The organism is Nitratireductor kimnyeongensis (assembly GCF_019891395.1).
Lineage (GTDB): Bacteria > Pseudomonadota > Alphaproteobacteria > Rhizobiales > Rhizobiaceae > Nitratireductor > Nitratireductor kimnyeongensis.
Genome location: NZ_CP078143.1, coordinates 3,535,086 through 3,551,409, shown reverse-complemented (window position 1 = coordinate 3,551,409; position 16,324 = coordinate 3,535,086). Strand labels below are relative to the sequence as shown.

Annotated in this window: 13 protein-coding genes; 4 read left to right on the top strand and 9 right to left on the bottom strand. The window is 61.5% G+C overall.

Annotated features, from left to right (window positions below):
• The first annotated feature begins 28 nt into the window (after positions 1–28).
• The gene (locus KW403_RS16845) at positions 29–769 is read left to right on the top strand and encodes an NUDIX hydrolase (protein WP_223022621.1); all 741 of its coding nucleotides are present in this window, start codon (positions 29–31) and stop codon (positions 767–769) included.
• 218 nt (positions 770–987) lie between these two features.
• On the opposite strand, the gene KW403_RS16840 is transcribed toward KW403_RS16845, so the two are convergent.
• From KW403_RS16840 to KW403_RS16800, 9 genes are all read right to left on the bottom strand, one after another.
• Positions 988–1,809: a sulfite exporter TauE/SafE family protein gene (locus KW403_RS16840; protein WP_223020569.1), complete on the bottom strand. Its 822-nt coding sequence runs from the start codon at positions 1,807–1,809 to the stop codon at positions 988–990.
• A gap of 83 nt (positions 1,810–1,892) precedes the next feature.
• On the bottom strand, positions 1,893–2,900 hold the full coding sequence (dusA, locus tag KW403_RS16835) for a tRNA dihydrouridine(20/20a) synthase DusA (RefSeq protein WP_223020568.1): 1,008 nt from the start codon (positions 2,898–2,900) through the stop codon (positions 1,893–1,895).
• Positions 2,901–3,147: 247 nt separating this feature from the next.
• Entirely contained in the window at positions 3,148–4,377 is a 1,230-nt protein-coding gene (locus KW403_RS16830) for an NAD(P)/FAD-dependent oxidoreductase (RefSeq protein ID WP_223022620.1), read from the bottom strand.
• A 151-nt stretch (positions 4,378–4,528) separates the two neighbouring features.
• Positions 4,529–6,181, bottom strand: a complete 1,653-nt coding sequence (locus KW403_RS16825; RefSeq protein ID WP_223020567.1) for an OFA family MFS transporter — start codon at positions 6,179–6,181, stop codon at positions 4,529–4,531.
• A 265-nt stretch (positions 6,182–6,446) separates the two neighbouring features.
• Positions 6,447–8,465, bottom strand: a complete 2,019-nt coding sequence (locus tag KW403_RS16820; protein ID WP_223020566.1) for a sensor histidine kinase — start codon at positions 8,463–8,465, stop codon at positions 6,447–6,449.
• Positions 8,458–9,858, bottom strand: coding sequence for a sigma-54-dependent transcriptional regulator (locus KW403_RS16815; RefSeq protein ID WP_223020565.1), 1,401 nt, complete (start codon positions 9,856–9,858; stop codon positions 8,458–8,460). Before KW403_RS16815 ends, KW403_RS16820 begins: the two co-directional genes overlap by 8 nt.
• 84 nt (positions 9,859–9,942) lie before the next feature.
• Positions 9,943–11,025, bottom strand: coding sequence for an ABC transporter substrate-binding protein (locus KW403_RS16810; RefSeq protein WP_223020564.1), 1,083 nt, complete (start codon positions 11,023–11,025; stop codon positions 9,943–9,945).
• A complete protein-coding gene (locus tag KW403_RS16805; protein ID WP_223020563.1) occupies positions 11,022–12,431 on the bottom strand; it encodes a sensor histidine kinase in 1,410 nt (469 codons plus the stop codon). The genes KW403_RS16810 and KW403_RS16805 overlap by 4 nt, the downstream gene beginning before the upstream one ends.
• Complete coding sequence (locus KW403_RS16800) at positions 12,431–13,108, bottom strand: response regulator transcription factor (protein WP_223020562.1); 678 nt, start codon at positions 13,106–13,108, stop codon at positions 12,431–12,433. The genes KW403_RS16805 and KW403_RS16800 overlap by 1 nt, the downstream gene beginning before the upstream one ends.
• A gap of 167 nt (positions 13,109–13,275) precedes the next feature.
• On the opposite strand from KW403_RS16800, the gene KW403_RS16795 reads away from it, so the two are divergent.
• From KW403_RS16795 to KW403_RS16785, 3 genes are all read left to right on the top strand, one after another.
• On the top strand, positions 13,276–14,250 hold the full coding sequence (locus tag KW403_RS16795) for a Bug family tripartite tricarboxylate transporter substrate binding protein (RefSeq protein ID WP_223020561.1): 975 nt from the start codon (positions 13,276–13,278) through the stop codon (positions 14,248–14,250).
• 82 nt (positions 14,251–14,332) lie between these two features.
• Positions 14,333–14,764, top strand: a complete 432-nt coding sequence (locus KW403_RS16790) for a tripartite tricarboxylate transporter TctB family protein (RefSeq protein WP_223020560.1) — start codon at positions 14,333–14,335, stop codon at positions 14,762–14,764.
• Between the two features lie 15 nt (positions 14,765–14,779).
• Positions 14,780–16,315, top strand: coding sequence for a tripartite tricarboxylate transporter permease (locus KW403_RS16785; RefSeq protein ID WP_223020559.1), 1,536 nt, complete (start codon positions 14,780–14,782; stop codon positions 16,313–16,315).
• Positions 16,316–16,324: the final 9 nt, after the last annotated feature.

The following is a 16,324-nucleotide window of genomic DNA, read 5'->3' as shown; positions in this document are numbered from 1 at the left end:
GGTGGCCATGAACGAGCGCCCCAATCGCATGGATGGTCTCGACAAGGCCGCAGTCGACCGCGCGGAAGCGAAGGATTTTTCGCTTGGCGGTAAACCCATGCGGCCACGCGATGCGGCAACACTCATCCTGCTCGACCGCAGCGGCGATGAGGTGCGCGTGTTGATGGGACGCCGCCACCGCAACCATGCCTTTATGCCCGGCCGTTTTGTGTTTCCAGGCGGACGTACCGATCCTGCCGATGGCCGCATCCCCGTGGCTGCCGGTCTGCATCCGGACGAAGAACGCCGGCTGATTGGCACCGGTTCACGCGCGACACCGGCGCGGGCGCGGGCCGTCGCCATGTCGGCCATCCGCGAAACCTATGAGGAAGCCGGTCTTTTAATCGGAGAAAGAAGAGCGTTCTCCACTGCAGCGAAGGACTGGCAGGGTTTTGCCGAATATGGCGTCTGCCCCTCGCTTTCGGGCCTGCGCTACATCGCCCGCGCGATCACGCCGCCCGGCCGCGTGCGCCGCTTCGACACCCGGTTTCTGGCCGCATGGCGCGACGATGTCGCCGTGGAACTGCCAGATGGCGGCCCCACCCACGAGCTGGAAGAGCTGGTGTGGCTCTCCATCCCGGAGGCGAAGAAGACCGAGGTGCCGCTGATAACCTGCACGGTTCTCGATGATCTGGAGCAGCGGCTCAAATCCGACCCGGAACTCAATCCGGGAGCACCGGTCCCCTTCTATTCCATGCGCTACAACCGCTTTGAGCGGAAACTGATCTAGGAACGTTCATCCTCAGGATGGTCTGCGCTGCGGGCATGGTGAGCTTGTCGAACCACGCACAGGCATTGCAGCCACCGATCAAGCGAAACGTTGGAATGAAGGAGCCGCTGCCCGGCGTAGAGCATTTTGCACTCTGGTGGAGTCGCCTGACATCCGCACAAATCCGGAAAAGCAGACAGATAGAGCGGAGCAGCGTTTCCATGAAGCGGTGGACCGCTCTAAAGCAGGCTCCAGCCAAACCGGGCGGCCACGATGATCATGAAAATGCCGAACGCGGTTTCGAGCTTTCTCTTGTCGAGTGCATGGGCTATCCGCACGCCGAGCGGCGCGACAAGAAGCGTAATCGGAATGATCAGAAAGACGGCAATCCAGTTCACATATCCGGTCGAAGCCACCGGCAGAAGCGGCTCACCCCACCCCGCCCAGACATAGCCGAACAGGCCCGGGATCGAAATCAACACGCCCACACCCGACGACGTCGCCACCGCCTGGTGCATGGGGCGGTTGAAAAGCGTCATGAAGGTGTTGTTCAGAACACCGCCGCCAATGCCCATCAATGTGGATAGAAATCCGATCAACATTCCCACCAGCGAACGGATCGGGTTCGCGGGAATTTCCGTCCCCAGCCGCCAGGTCTCGCGGTTCAAGAGCAGCCGGACACCCACCAGAAACGCAATGGCCGCAAAGATGGCCCTTAGTCCGCCGCTGGAGACATAAGCCGCCACGAGGGTAGCCAAAACCACACCCGTTGGCACCGCGATCACGAAGCTCCGCAACAGCTCCATGTCTACCGCGCCCCTCAGATAATGCGCGCGGAAAGAGCGCAGGGACGTGGGAACGATGATGGCAAGCGAGGTACCGACGGACAGGTGCATGCGTACTGCCTCATCCACGCCGACAAGCCCGAACACCTGATAGAATACGGGCACGAGGATTGCCCCGCCGCCGATGCCGAACAGGCCGGCCAGAACCCCGGCCACCACGCCCGCCGCCGTCAGCGCAGCCGCAAACATGGCGATTTCGCCCATGGGCAGGTTCATGATGTCCCCCTTAAAACCCGACGCAGCGTCGCCTAGCTAGCGCTCAAGCCGCACAAATGCAATTTCCGTTTGTGGGATCAGCCTCACGCCGCGTCGCGTCTTGTGGCGAGATCGACCGCTGCGAATGCCTCGCGCAGGATCTCGCTTCCCGCACCCGGCCTCGTGGCCTTGCTGGACAGGATCTGCCGATAACGCCGCGCACCGTCGAACCCATGAAAAAGGCCGATCATGTGCCGTGTCACATGCGAGAGCCGGCCTCCCTGACTGATGTGCCTGTCCGCATACTCGGCCATCGCTTCGATCAGCCCGTGAAAATCCACCGGCTCGGGCGCCCTTTCCTCAAGGAAGGCGTCGACACCCGCCAGCAGCGCCGGGTTCTGGTAGGCCCCGCGCCCCAGCATCACACCGTCAACCGTCTTCAGATGGGTGGCCGCTTCTTCGAGGCTGAGAATGCCGCCATTGATGCCGATGAACCGGTCCGGGTTGGCCTTTTTGAGACGGTAGACGCGATCATAGTCGAGTGGCGGAATCTCCCGGTTTTCCTTGGGGCTCAGTCCCTGCAACCAGGCCTTGCGGGCATGCACCCAAAGTGCATCCGCCCCCGCCGACCAGGCTGCCCCGGCCAAAGCGTCAAGTGCGGTTTCGATGTCCTGTTCGTCCACTCCGATCCGGGACTTGACCGTCACGGGAACCGACACCCTCGCCTTCATCGCCGCAACCCCGGCGGCCACCACTTCGGGCGTCTTCATGAGGCAGGCTCCGAATGTGCCCGACTGCACCCGGTCCGAAGGGCAACCCACATTCAGATTGATTTCGTCATAGCCATATCCGGCGCCGATCTCGGCAGCTTGTGCAAGTTTATGAGGATCCGACCCACCAAGCTGCAGAGCAACCGGATGTTCGCTCCGATCGAAGCCCAGCAACCGCTCGCGATCCCCGTGGATGGCGGCATCGGCGACGATCATCTCGGTATAAAGAAGCGCCCTGCCCGTGAGCCGCCGGTGGAAAAAGCGGCAGTGCCGATCCGTCCAATCGATCATGGGTGCGACGGCAAACGATTTCTGCGCGCTGATCTGTGACTGTCTTTGCATTTCTGCCACTTCGCCTACATTTCTCGAGCTTGCTTGCACCTTGCACCGGCCTCTTTCCCGCCAGAAACCGGGAACTGACAACACACTGCCTTTAAAGCGCGTTCACATCGATGGAGGCGCGTGCAGAGTGCGTGTTCAGACAAGGCGGACCTCTAGCATGGCTCGCGCCGGTTGTCATAAAGTGCGGCAGCAGGATTTATCAAGCAGGCAATGGGCCTGTGGCGGCCAAAGCCCAGCCGGGAAGCGTTCAGCGTCCGCCGGCAAGCATTGCCGATTTCAGCGCCGCCGGACCTTCCAGAACCGCTTCAGCCGTAGGCGAAAATCCAGCCGCCAGCATCCTTCGCGCCATCATGTGCTCGCCGGGACGGTTGACGGTCTCCACAGCAACAAGCCGGTCCCCCGCGTAGAGGTAGACTCCGAAAGCCCCGCTTTCCGCATCCCCCGCAATGATCTCCCGATCCACATCGAAAGGCAGGCCTGCCATTTGCAGCTTGCGTTCGCCTTGATCGGACCAGAACCAGGCAACAGCATCATGCACCGCCGGTTTGCCGAGCATCGATTTTGCGGCGATACGCGCCTGATCGGTGGCGTTCTGCACGGATTCCAGGCGCAGCACGCGCCCCGAGGCGACATGCGGGAACGACACGCAATCACCGATCCCATGAATGTTGCGAGCGCTTGTTCGACAAGACGCGTCCACCCGGATGCCATTGTCACAAACAAGGCCTGCCGCCTCCGCAAGCGCAATGTTTGGCTTTGCGCCAATTCCTACCAGCACCATGTCGGCTGGAAGGATCTGCCCGTCCTTTGTGATGACACTGCGCACGGTGCCTTCGGTGCCATCCAGCCGCTCAACATCGGTTCCCGTGAATATTGTTACGCCGAGGCCCTCATGATAGGCATGCATGTGCGCTGCGACAGGCTGGCTCACGGCACGGCCAAGAATGCGATCGGCCGCTTCCACGACCGTAACGCCCTTCCCGGCCATGGCAGCCGTCGCTGCCACTTCCAGACCGATAAAGCCACCGCCGATCACAACCACACTGTTTGCCCGGGAGAACGCATCGCGCAGATTGCGGGCATCGGCACAGTCGCGCAGATAGAAAACGCCCGAAAGGTCCGCCCCTGGCACGGACAATCGCCGCGGTTCGGCTCCCGTAGCAAGAAGAAGCCCAGTCCAGACAAGCTGCCCTCCCTCCTCCAGCCGCAGTGTCTGGCCAGCCGGGTCTATGTCGGCGACCCGTACGCCTTTCTGCAGCTCGATGCGGTTCGTGTCGTAAAATGCCTGGGCTCTGAGGATCTGCGGCTCGGCATCTATCGCCTTGAGAAAGGCCTTGGAAAGCGGCGGTTTGTGGTAGGGCAATTCCGGATCGCCTGACACGAGTGTCAGTCGGCCTTCATACCCCTCCTCGCGGAGACTCGCGGCAGCTTGTACGCCGCCATGGCCAGCACCGATGATGATGATGTGATCGTCCAGGATCCTGCCCCCGCCACGCGAAACTTTCCGTTCCGACATAAAGAGCCTCGGCGCACCCGGCAAGCCCGATCCGACGACGCTCCTGGCCATGAGGGCAGGATCTTGCCCTCCGGCGGGGCTCATGCCGGAGGGCGCGCTGCAACAACCCTGTCTAGAACAGGGCCGCGGTCTTCTGCAGCGTTATCCAGATGCCCCAGAGAATGGGGATGCCGACGACGGCCCAGGCGGCCAGCGCCTTGCCATCGAAGCCGCCCTTGCCGATGCCGAAGGAGCCCGTCGGGCCGGAATCGGCCGCTACCGATTTCGCCTGAAGCCTGGCGACCTCTTCCTCCGACATGTACCATTTGTCTGAGAGCGGCTTGACGAGCATGTTGCAGATCAACCCCAGAAGTAGCATTCCCGCCAGGATATACATGGTGAAATCGTAGACCTGCTCGCGTGGAATGCCTGCGTTGAGCTGGGCCTCGCGAATGTAGTTCACCACCACCGGGCCAATGATGCCGGCTGTCGCCCACGCCGTGAGCAAGCGACCATGAATGGCACCCACGAACTGCGTTCCGAAAATGTCGGCGAGATAGGCTGGCACTGTGGCAAAGCCGCCGCCATACATGGACAGGATGATTCCGAACATCAGAACGAAGAGCACCTGGCTGCCCATATGGGCTGCGGTAGGGGCCAGCGCATAAAGCACGATGCCGATCAGGAAGAAGGCGTAATAGGTGTTCTTACGGCCGATCTTGTCCGACAGTGAGGCCCAGAAGAAGCGTCCACCGATGTTGAACAGTGAAAGAAGACCGGCAAAGCCCGCGGCAATTGCCGCAATGGCAGACTTCTGTGACGCATCTAACTCGTTGAAGGTCAGCTCCGGCATGCCGAGCAGCCTTCCGCCGAAAATCTCCTGAAGCATGGGCGAGGCCATGCCGATCACGCCGATGCCTGCCGACACATTGAGTGTAAGCACGGCCCAGATCAGCCAGAACTGCTTGGTCTTGTGGGCGTCGCGCAGATGGACGTGCCGTGATGTGATCATCGACTTGGTGCTCTTTTCCGGCGGTGTCCAACCCTCCGGACGCCAACCCGCAGGCGGAATGCGATAGCCGAATGCGCCGCCCATCATGAAGACGAAATAGATGGCCGCCATGATCAGAAAGGTCTGCCACACACCCACAGAATTCGCGGTCTTGAACGTGTTCATGAGCATGTCGGCCAGAGGTGCGCCGATCATGGCACCGCCGCCAAAGCCCATGATTGCCATGCCTGTCGCCATGCCGCGCCGGTCCGGAAACCATTTGATCAGGGTCGAGACCGGCGAGATATAGCCAAGTCCAAGGCCGATGCCGCCGATCACGCCGGCACCAAGCCACATCAGCCAGAGCTGGTGAAACATCACGCCGATCGCGGCCACGGCGATGCCGCCGCACCAGCAGAACGCTGCAACCACGCCCGCCTTGCGCGGACCGGCTCGTTCAAGCCATCCCCCCCAGATCGCCGCAGCGGATCCGAGCAGAACGAAAAACAGCGTGTAGATCCAGCCCAGGTCCGAAACACGCCAGTCGCAGCTCGTTGTGAACAGCGCGCTGATGAGCGTCATGTCCTCGCACACCACGCGCTGGGAAATGCCGATGGACTGCGTCAGAGGCAGCCAGAACACGCTGAAACCATAGGCCATGCCGATACACAGATGAATGGCCAGAGCGGCCGGCGGCACAAGCCAGCGGTTGAAGCCCGGCTGGGCGATAATCCGCTCCCTGTCGAGCATGCCCCCTTCGGGAGCGCCGGTTAAAGTTTCACTTGCTGCGGACATAAGTCTCCTCCTCCTGCCGGGTTTCCCGGCAGCCGTCCTGCTGGTTGAACATGTGATGATCCCGATTGATGCGGCCTGCCGCCCTCCGCAACAGGCACGCCCGGGTCGGGACCCGGATGTCGATAGCGTCCTCCTCTTACCTCGATTTGAGATAAGCAACGGTCGTGCCAGACCGTCCGCGCGAACGATTTCAAACGCTTATGGGTTGAGAGGTCGCTTCAATGGACATTTTGTCCGCAGCCGCAAGACATTTTGTCCAGCCTCTTCACCGGGCCTCTGGAAGCCATATCGTGAAGCAGGTTCCCTTGCCGGGTCTGCTTTCGACCGAGATCTTGCCGCCCTGGCGGCTGATCAGGGTCTGGCTGATCGACAGGCCAAGGCCGGTTCCTTCGCGCCGCTTGGTGGTGAAGAACGGATCAAAAATCTTCTCCAGCATGTCGGGTGTCATGCCGACGCCAGTGTCGGTGATCTCGATGACGAGCCCCTGCCCGGTCTCCAGATCCTCATCGCGGCTGACGATTGTCAGCGTCCCTCCGTCGGGCATGGCGTGAATGGCGTTCACGATCAGATTCACGAACACCTGCTGGAGTTCGGTGCGGTTCATCAGGACAAGCCGCGTTGCCAGATGCTTCTGGGTGACGGCAATTTCCGCCTTGTTGAGAAGATGCTGAACGAGCGGCAGTGTGTCTGCAATCACGTCTTTTGCGGCGTGCCGTTCCAGAAAACCCGCATATTCCTCAGGCTTGGCGAACTGGAGCAGCTTGGTCACGATCTGGCTGATGCGGTGCACCTGTTCGTCAAGCAGGCGAAACTCGGTTCGTGCCTCGTCGGCGCGTTCCCCCATCACCTGACGCACCACTTCAAGATTGCCTTGGATCACGGCAATCGGATTGTTGATTTCATGCGCGACACCGGCTGTGATTTCACCGATTGCCGCAAGCTTTTCCGACATGATGAGCTGGCGGGTGGTGGCCTCCAACTGCCGGTTGGCAAGCCGCAATTCTCGCGTGCGCTCCTCGACGCGCGCGTTCAGTTCCTCGTTCCAGGCGCGCAACTGCCTGTCGCGCTCCTGCAATTGCTCAAGAAGCAAATCAAGATGCTGCGCCACCCGGCCGATCTCGTCATCGACGCCGCGTATGCCCGTGCGCGCGCCGAGATCCCCGCCCTCCACTTCCGAGATGGTTCCCGCCATTCGCTCCAGCGGCTTGAAGATCGAACGCGCCCAGCGCAGGAACAAAGGAACGCTGAGCGCCGTGATCGCCAGAAACGCGGCGGCGATGGTCAGGAGTGTCGTGTATTTGGCTTCCGTGAAGGGCGCTTCCAGAAAGCCGACATAGAGCATGCCGACACGCTTGCCGAAACTGTCGGTGATCGGCTCATACGCGGAAATGTACCAGTCATTGACGACGAAGGCGCTATCGAGCCAGACGCGCCCCTCGCCAAGAACCGCGGAGCGCACAATGCTCGAAACGCGTGTGCCGAGCGCTCTGCGCCCCTCGAAGAGCCGAACATTGGTGCTGATGCGCACATCGTCGAGAAAAAGTGTCGCGGTCCCCTGGCTGCCCTCCGGCAGGCTCGCCTCGCGATAGACAAGATCGTTGATCGTATCGATGAAAACGAGGTTCCGGTTCAGAAGATTGCCCCCCACAAGGGCGGCCGGGCGCCCACCGGGAAGGCGAACCGGGGTTGCGGAATGAACCACCATGCCGCGCGTTTCCGCAGCCCTCTCCGTCGGCACGGCATTGGCTGTAGGCACCAGTTCCAGCCGGGCGCGCGTGGCCAGGGCTGGCGCGATCGCGGCCAGTTCTTCGCCGGAGAAAATGTCGATCCCGGTGGACGCCTCACCCGCCAGGGCCTTTTCGATGATTGGCCAGTCCGAGCGTGGATCGTTTGCAAGTCTGGGAGCGGATGTAACAACCTTCCCGTCTGCCGGTATCAGATACAAAAAGTCGAGATCGAGCGCGCGGCGATGCTCTTCGAGGAGCGCTTCCAGACCGTCGCCATCTGTTTCCACGATATCGCGAAACCGCGCCGATCCGCCAAGAGCGGTTATGCGCTCACCAGTGTTTTCCAGAAGCCGCGCGAAGTATTGATGCGCGATCGTCAGGTCGCCATTGACCTTGGAGATCAACGCTGCATCGAACTTCGCATTCCACCGATAGACCGCCATGCCCAGAAGCAGAGGCAGGATCACAAGGGTCGGCAAAAGCGCGATCACGAGGAGACGGAAGCGGACCGAGCGTCCCTGCCCTCCGCGCCGGACCGGTTCTAATCGGTCAGACATTCCAGGACGCACATTTGCGGTCGATGGTCTTGCGGGAGATACCAAGCTGACGCGCGGCGGCCTCACGGTCGCCGCCCAACCGATTCAACACCGCCAGAATGTGCCGGCGCTCGATATCAGCAAGACTTTCCCCACCCTCAACGCTCTCCGGCATGGCTCGGATCCCACCGCCGAAATCGTGCGGGAAACGCCCGAGAATCAGTGTCCGTTCGATGAGATTGCGCAATTCGCGCACATTGCCCGGCCAGCCATAAGCTGCAAGCGCCGCACGTGCCTCCGCTCCGATGGGCACTTTCGGCATGCCAAGCTGTTGCGAAAGCTTGGCCATGAAGAGATCGGCAAGTTCCTGCACATCCTCACCGCGATCCCTGAGCGGCGGCAGATGAATCTGCATCACATTGATCCGAAAGAAGAGATCGGCGCGAAACTGGCCGGCCTCCACGAGTTTTTCGAGTTCGGCGTTCGTTGCAAAGACAAAACGCAGATCGACCGGAATTTCACGCTCCGACCCCACGGGCCGGATGCGCCGATCCTCCAGCACGCGCAGCAGCTTGCTCTGTGTGGCAGGCGGCAACTCCCCGATCTCGTCGAGAAACAGGGTCCCCCCCTGCGCATGCATGAAAAGTCCTTCGCGCGCCGCCTCCGCCCCGGTGAACGCGCCCTTGAGATGGCCAAACAATTCCGTCTCGATCATATCGGGCGGGATGGCCGCGCAGTTTACCGGCACGAAGGGCTTGTCGGTCCGCTCCGACAGAGAGTGAAGAGAACGTGCTGCAACCTCCTTGCCCGTCCCGGACTGGCCGGTCAGAAGGACCGAGGTCGGAAGCGGCGCAACGCGCGCAATCGTGTCGCGCACATCCCTGATGGCTCTTGACCCGCCAATCAGTTTGTCGCGCAGCAAAACGTGATCGGAGGTCGATTTCAGTTCATAGCGCAGCACATAGTTTTCGCGCTGAAGCCGCATCTGGTCGAGGCAACGCGCCACCGCGTTCAAAAGCTGGTTGGAGCGGAAGGGCTTAAGGATGAAATCCACCGCACCGGCGCGTAGCGCCCGAATGGCGGTCTCCAGATCCGCATAGGCCGTCATCAGAATGGCATTGGAGAAAAAGCCGATGGCGCGCTGCTCTGCGAGCCAGTCCACGCCATTCTTGCCCGGCATGATGTTGTCGAGGATCACCACGTCATAATGGTTGGCGTCGAGCTTGCGCGATGCCTCTTCGGTGTCGGCGGCCTCATCAAGCCGCATGCAGCGCGGGCCGAGCGTGCGCGCGAGAAAGTTCCTCATGCCCGGCTCGTCATCGATTACGAGTATCGAGGCCTGCGCCAGCCATGGGCCGAATTCCGGGTCCGCCGCCATGTTGCGTGGCGCTCTTGCTGCCTGTCCGCTCGCCATATTCTCCCGATCCGCCTCCCAGACCCCCTCCGCTGTGGGTCCGCATGATTAGCCAAGCGCCGGTGGAAAGCAAATAGCCGCCACTTACTCTCCACCGTCCGCTTGAAAGGATTTGCGCCACTGGTCCAGGAAGGCCTTGCGCTTGGCCCGATCAAGGCCGACCAGAAGCGCCGGAGAAAGCGCAATCGGCCTGAAAGCCGCCTCTTCCGCCGAAGGACCGTCCCCCGTGTCGAGGCGGTTGAGCATGTCCGGACCGTTGAGCGACGAGAGGAGACGGGAAGGCCCCGACAGGAGACGTTGCCCTGTATCCGTCAGCGCAAGCGCGATCAGCGCATTGGCGGCGCGCTTGTTGCGTGCATGGCGCGAGACAAGCGCGGCCCGCGACAATGCCAATGTGTAATCGGAGGGAAAGACGATGCCGATCCGCGGATCTTCCTCTTGCCGCGCGAGCGCATAAGAACCCAGAACATTGTATCCGAGCACGAGCCTGCCGGTGCGCACACCATCGATCACGTCTGAACTGCAGCAAAAGAGTTGCGCGCGGTTCTGACCAAGGCTCTCGAGCAGCCGCCCCCATGTGGAGGCCTGCGAAGCATCCTCGAACGCGAAAATATAGCCAACGCCGGAGCTTTGGATGTCATAGGTGCCGATGCGGCCACGAAAACGCTCGGTCTGGCGCAGGAGATCGACCAGTTCGAAGCGATTGCGCGGAACTTCATCCTGTCCCAGGCCTTCCCGGTCATAGACGATAACGGCCGGCTCGTAGGTCAGACCGACGAGCTCATTGCGCCACGAAGCCCAATCCGGCAGATCGGGCGGCAGGCTGAAGCGGAACGGCTCCGAGCACCCGTCATTGACGAGCCGCACCTGCTCGGGAATGGCCGACGAAATGACGGTATCGGCGAAAAATTCTCCCTTTTCACAGGCATCGGCGACAGCGGCGTAAAGATCCAGACTGGTCATCTGCCGATAGATGACCGCTGTGGAAGGGTTGGCGCGCTGGAACGCGCGAATAAGCGGCTCTATGAAAACAAGATCGGTAACGCTCCCGATGACAAGCGTCTCGCTTTCGTCGCCGGGCGGTTCGAACCGCGTATCTTCCGCCATGACCGATAGCGGTACAATCCATGCCGCCAACAGACACAGTCCGAGTATCAGTCGTCTCATGATGCTTCCGTCCCTTCCCGGGTGAGCGGCAGGTCAAGGCTGATGGTGAAGCCTCGTTTTTCACGATCGAGTGTGATCCGGCCATGGTGAAATTCCGCAACCTCCCGCACGATGGCGAGCCCCAGCCCGGCGCTTTCCGGCTTGTTGGGGTTGATTGCAAAACGATGGCCGATTTCGGTGGCATCGCTGACAGGCAGGCCCTCGCCCCGATCGGTGACGGCAATGCATGCACGGTCGTCCTTCAGGGCAACCGTGAGATCGACCGGAGGCGTCCCATGCGCATGCGCATTGTTCAAAAGGTTCTTGACTGCCTCCCGCAGGCTGAACGCATCGCCGCGGACCATGACCGGCTCTTCCGGGAGATCGAGCCTGATGCGCGGTCTTTGGGCACCGGCAATCTGGACGAAATCGCGTTCGGCACCGACAGCGATGCGCCGCAAATCGAGCAGTTCCAGTGGGGCGGTGTCGGCGCGGTGCGTCACGAGTGCGTGGCTCAGCAACTGGTCCGTCAGGCGATTGAGGCCGATGGCGCGGCTTCGAATGCGGCGGTGAAGGGACTTTAGCCGTTGCGGGTCCTCCTCTTCCAGCGCCAGTTCGCTGTGCGCCCTCAAGGCGGTGATGGAAGTGCGGATTTGGTGGGCGGAATCGGCAACATAGTCCTGCATGGCACGCACGCGGCGGTCGAGCCGCCCCATAAAGCGGTTGATCGACGTGACGAGCGCCGAAACCTCATCCGGCGCGTGCATGGAGAATGGCGAGAGGTCGAGCGGATCGCGTTCCAGTATCGCCGTCTGGATGCGTTCGAGCGGGCGCATCGCATACCGCATGGCAAGCAGTGCCAGGATCAGGATGGCGAGGCCGGCGCCGGCGATGACGGCAACGGCCTGGGTTACCATGCTGCGCGCCAATTGTTCGCGGCTTCCGGTCGTGTGCGCCACGATGATATGGATGTCGCCGCTCACCGCTCTTTCAGCGAGCCTGCGCCGCATGGCAAGCGCACGCACACGCTCGCCACCGAAGTCTACTTCATAGGCGAAGCCTCCCTCCCGGATCCTTTCCGTATCCGGCATTGGAAAATCCTCATAACCGGTCAGCGTGGTTCCATCGGGCTGCGCCACGCGGTAGAACACACGCTCATCCTTGGCCAGAGACAGAAGCGCGAACGCGGAAACCGGTATGTCGACCCGCACCTCGCCTTCGACAACGAAGATGCGTTCCGCGATCTGCAGGGCTGCCCCCTGCAGCAGCCGGTCGAACGCTTCATTGGCCGCCTGCCGCCCAAAGCCATAGGCGGCCCAGATGGTTGCGGCCACGGCTAGCGTCAGCACCAGAGTGAGCGAGATCGTCAAACGGTAGACGATCGAAAGGCTGCGGCCGGGCAAGGCCTGACGCACGGGCTGACCCATCAGGTCCCCGGTTCCTTCGAGACCGCCTGATAGCCAAGACCGCGCAAGGTCCGAATTTCAAGTCCGGACCCCTCGATTTTTCGCCTGAGGCGTCCAACGTAGAGTTCGACCGCATTCGGGTTGCGCTCCTCGTCATGCCCGAAAAGGCGCGTCAGAAGATCCTCCTTTTCGAGCACCCGGTCGCGATTGGTCAAAAATATCTCGAGCAGAGTCTGCTCGCGCCGCGTCAACTCGCAGGGTTCCCCGTCGATCAGGACCCGTCGGGCAGCCATGTCGAAGGTCAGCTTGCCGGCAGACAATATGCGGTCCGCATCACCGCTGCGCCGGCGAATGATGGCGCGGATGCGCGCTTCCAGCTCGCCCAGATCGAAGGGTTTGATCATGTAGTCATCGGCGCCCAGATCAAGCGCATCGATCTTGTCGTTGACAGCAAGGCGCGCTGTCAGCACCAGAACCGGCACGCGGTTTGCAGCCGCACGCAGCTTCTTCAAAAATGCAATTCCCGAACCATCCGGTAGATTTATGTCCAGCACGATCAGATCGTGCCGGGCCATCGCCACGAAATGCTCCGCATCCTCCAGCGTTTCGGCGCGATCACTCACATGGCCGGCTTTTTCTAGCCGTCGCTCGATGGCTTCGGCGACATCGCGCGTGTCTTCGACAATCAGGAAGTGCATTTTTCGGACTATGACAGCTTGTTGACAGGCTCACCCTATAGGCTCTCACCCGTCATGAGAACACCATCGTGACATCCCGCCCGGACCGATGGGAGGCCGGCGGCATTCAGAGGATTGAGCACGGTTGTGTCCGGTCAGGGCGCGCCGGCTCTGGAGGAGGATTATCGATGAAAAAGCTGCTCGGCCTTGCGGCCGTCTTTACGCTCGCATCCAGCCTGTCGGCCTTTGCGTTTGAGCCCAACAACACCGAATGCATCGCGCCCGCCAATCCCGGCGGCGGCTGGGATTTCACCTGCCGTCAGGTGGGCAAGACACTGCAGGATCTCGACCTCGTACCCGGAACGATGCAGGTTTCCAACATCGCCGGCGGCGGTGGCGGTGTTGCCTTTGCGGAAGTGGTCGGCAAGCGCAACGCCGAAAACAACCTCATCGTTGCAGCCTCTTCGGCCACCGCAACACGTCTTGCGCAGGGTGCGTTTCCGGGCAACACCATGGATCAGGTGCGATGGATCGGTTCGGTCGGAGCCGATTACGGTGTGATTGCGGTTGCCAAGGATTCTCCGGTCAACACGCTTCCCGAATTGATGGAACAGATCAAGGCTGACCCTTCCTCTGTATCGGTTGCTGGCGGTTCGGCCGTGGGTGGCTGGGATCATCTCAAGGTGCTGATCGCCGCTTCCAAGGCTGGTATCGAGGATGTCCGCCAGGTGAAATACGTTGCGTTTGATGGCGGCGGCGAGGCGGTCACCCAGCTTCTGGCCGGTTCCGTGCAGGCCTTCACAGGCGATGCTTCGGAAGCCAAGGGCTTCGTCGATTCCGGCGACATCAAGGTGATTGCCGTGCTCGCACCGGAACGCCTTGAAGGCGATTTCTCGTCCTTCCCCACGGCAAAGGAACAGGGCATCGACGTGATCGGCGCCAACTGGCGCGGTTTCTACGCCCCCGGCGACATGTCCGATGATGCCTATGCCTATTGGGTCGATGCCGTCAGCAAGGTCTATGCCTCCGACGAGTGGAAAGAGGTCATGGCTCAGAACGGACTCGCTCCGCTCGATCTCCAGGGCGACGAATTCCAGGCGTTCGTCAAGGAATCCATCGGATCCATCACCGATCTGTCGAAGCAGATCGGTATCGTGAAGTAACCATCCGAAAACACGCTCGGGCCTGCAGGATGCTCCCTGCAGGCCCGATTTGTATCGAAAACCATCAGGGGAGCGCGCCGTTATGAGCGACCGAATCTTCGGGGGCTTCGGCTTCCTTCTCGCCGCCTTTTATATCTGGCAGGCAACGCAGATCGAACTGAGCTTCATTTCCGATCCGTTCGGACCCAAAGCCTTTCCCTTCATGATCGGCACAGTGCTGGCGATTTCCAGCGCGATCATCGTCCTCAAGCCGGACACCGAGCCCGAATGGCCCACCTTCGCGCGCCTGTTCGAGATCGGCATGGCGACTGCCGTCATGGTGGCCTATGCGCTCTTTCTCAAGGAATACGGCTTTGTCGCCTGCACCGCGGTGGCGGCGAGCTATCTCTCCTGGCGGCTGGGCTCCAGCCCGGCTTCGGCCATCATCGCCGGCGCGCTTATCGCCGTCGGGATCTATGTCATTTTCCATCTCGTCCTGGGACTGTCGCTGGCACGCGGCCCCTGGGGCTTCTGAGGCGGGAGGCCCAAAATGGACACATTGGCATCACTCGCAGACGGCTTTGCCGTCGCACTGACCTGGCAAAACCTCATGCTGGCGCTGATCGGCTGCTTTCTCGGAACCATCATCGGCGCCCTGCCGGGTCTTGGCCCATCAAACGGCGTTGCGATCCTCATACCGCTCGCCTTCACGCTCGGCCTGCCGGCCACGCCCGCGCTCATCCTTCTGACCAGCGTCTATTACGGCGCCATGTATGGCGGGCGCATCTCGTCGATCCTTCTCAACATTCCAGGCGACGAACCGGCGCTGATGACAACGCTCGACGGGCATCCGATGGCCAAGGCCGGCAAGGCTGGAGAGGCGCTCGCCATCTCCGGTCTGGCCTCCTTCATCGGCGCGTTCTTTGCCACATGGGGGCTGGTCTTCCTGGCGCCGCAGCTCGTCAAGGTCGCGCTTCTGTTCGGCCCGGCTGAATATTTTGCGCTCTTCGTGCTCGCCTTTGCAACGCTCGGCGGCATCGCCAGCCGCAATCAGGCGAAAGCAGCGCTTGCAGCCGTCATCGGTCTCGGCATCGCCACCATCGGCGTCGATGGTCAGACCGGTGTACCGCGCTTCTCCTTCGGAGAGGTGCATCTTTATGACGGGATCGACTTCCTCGTCGCCATTGTCGGCCTTTTCGCGCTCTCGGAAGTCTTCATCTTTCTGGAACACCGTGCCGGCAGCGGTGCTGACGACAAGGCGGTGAAAGTGGGTCGGATCGTGCCGCCATGGAAGATGGTGCGTGAAACACTGCCCGCCATGGGGCGCTCAACGATCTTCGGCTTCATCGCCGGCGTCCTGCCGGGGGCCGGCGCCTCGCTCGGCTCCTTCATTTCCTACACGTTCGAAAAGCGGATCTCCGACCGCAAGGGAACGTTCGGAAAGGGAGACCCGCGCGGTGTGGCGGCACCGGAAGCCGGCAACAACTCGGCCGCTGGCGGCGCGCTTGTGCCCATGCTGGCGTTGGGTGTCCCCGGCTCCGGCACCACCGCCGTCCTGCTTGCCATGCTGCTTGCGCTCAACATCACGCCCGGCCCCCTGCTCTTCCAGCAGAACCCGGATGTGGTCTGGGGGCTGATAGCCGCCCTCTTCATCGGCAACATCATGCTTCTGGCCATGAACCTGCCGCTGGTCTCGCTCTTCGTGCGGGTTCTCCTGATCCCGACACGCTATCTGATGCCCGCCGTGGCGATGATTTCCTTCGTCGGCATCTACGGCATTTCCGGTTCCACCTTCGATCTGGTGGTGATGGTCATCTTCGGTGTCATGGGCTGGGTGCTGCGCAAGCTCGACGTGCCGCTGGTGCCGATCATTCTCGGCGTGCTTCTGGGCGACCAGATGGAGAAGAACCTGCGCCGCGCCATGACCATCCATGATGGCGACTGGACAATGCTGTTCAACTCATGGCTGGCCATCGGCCTTTGGACCTTTGCCATTGTCGGCTTTGTCCTGCCGCTGATCGTGGGACGCTACTTCCGTCCGAAGATCGCGGACGAGGCCATAGCAGAGGGTTCCGACCCCGACTGAGCGGAAGAC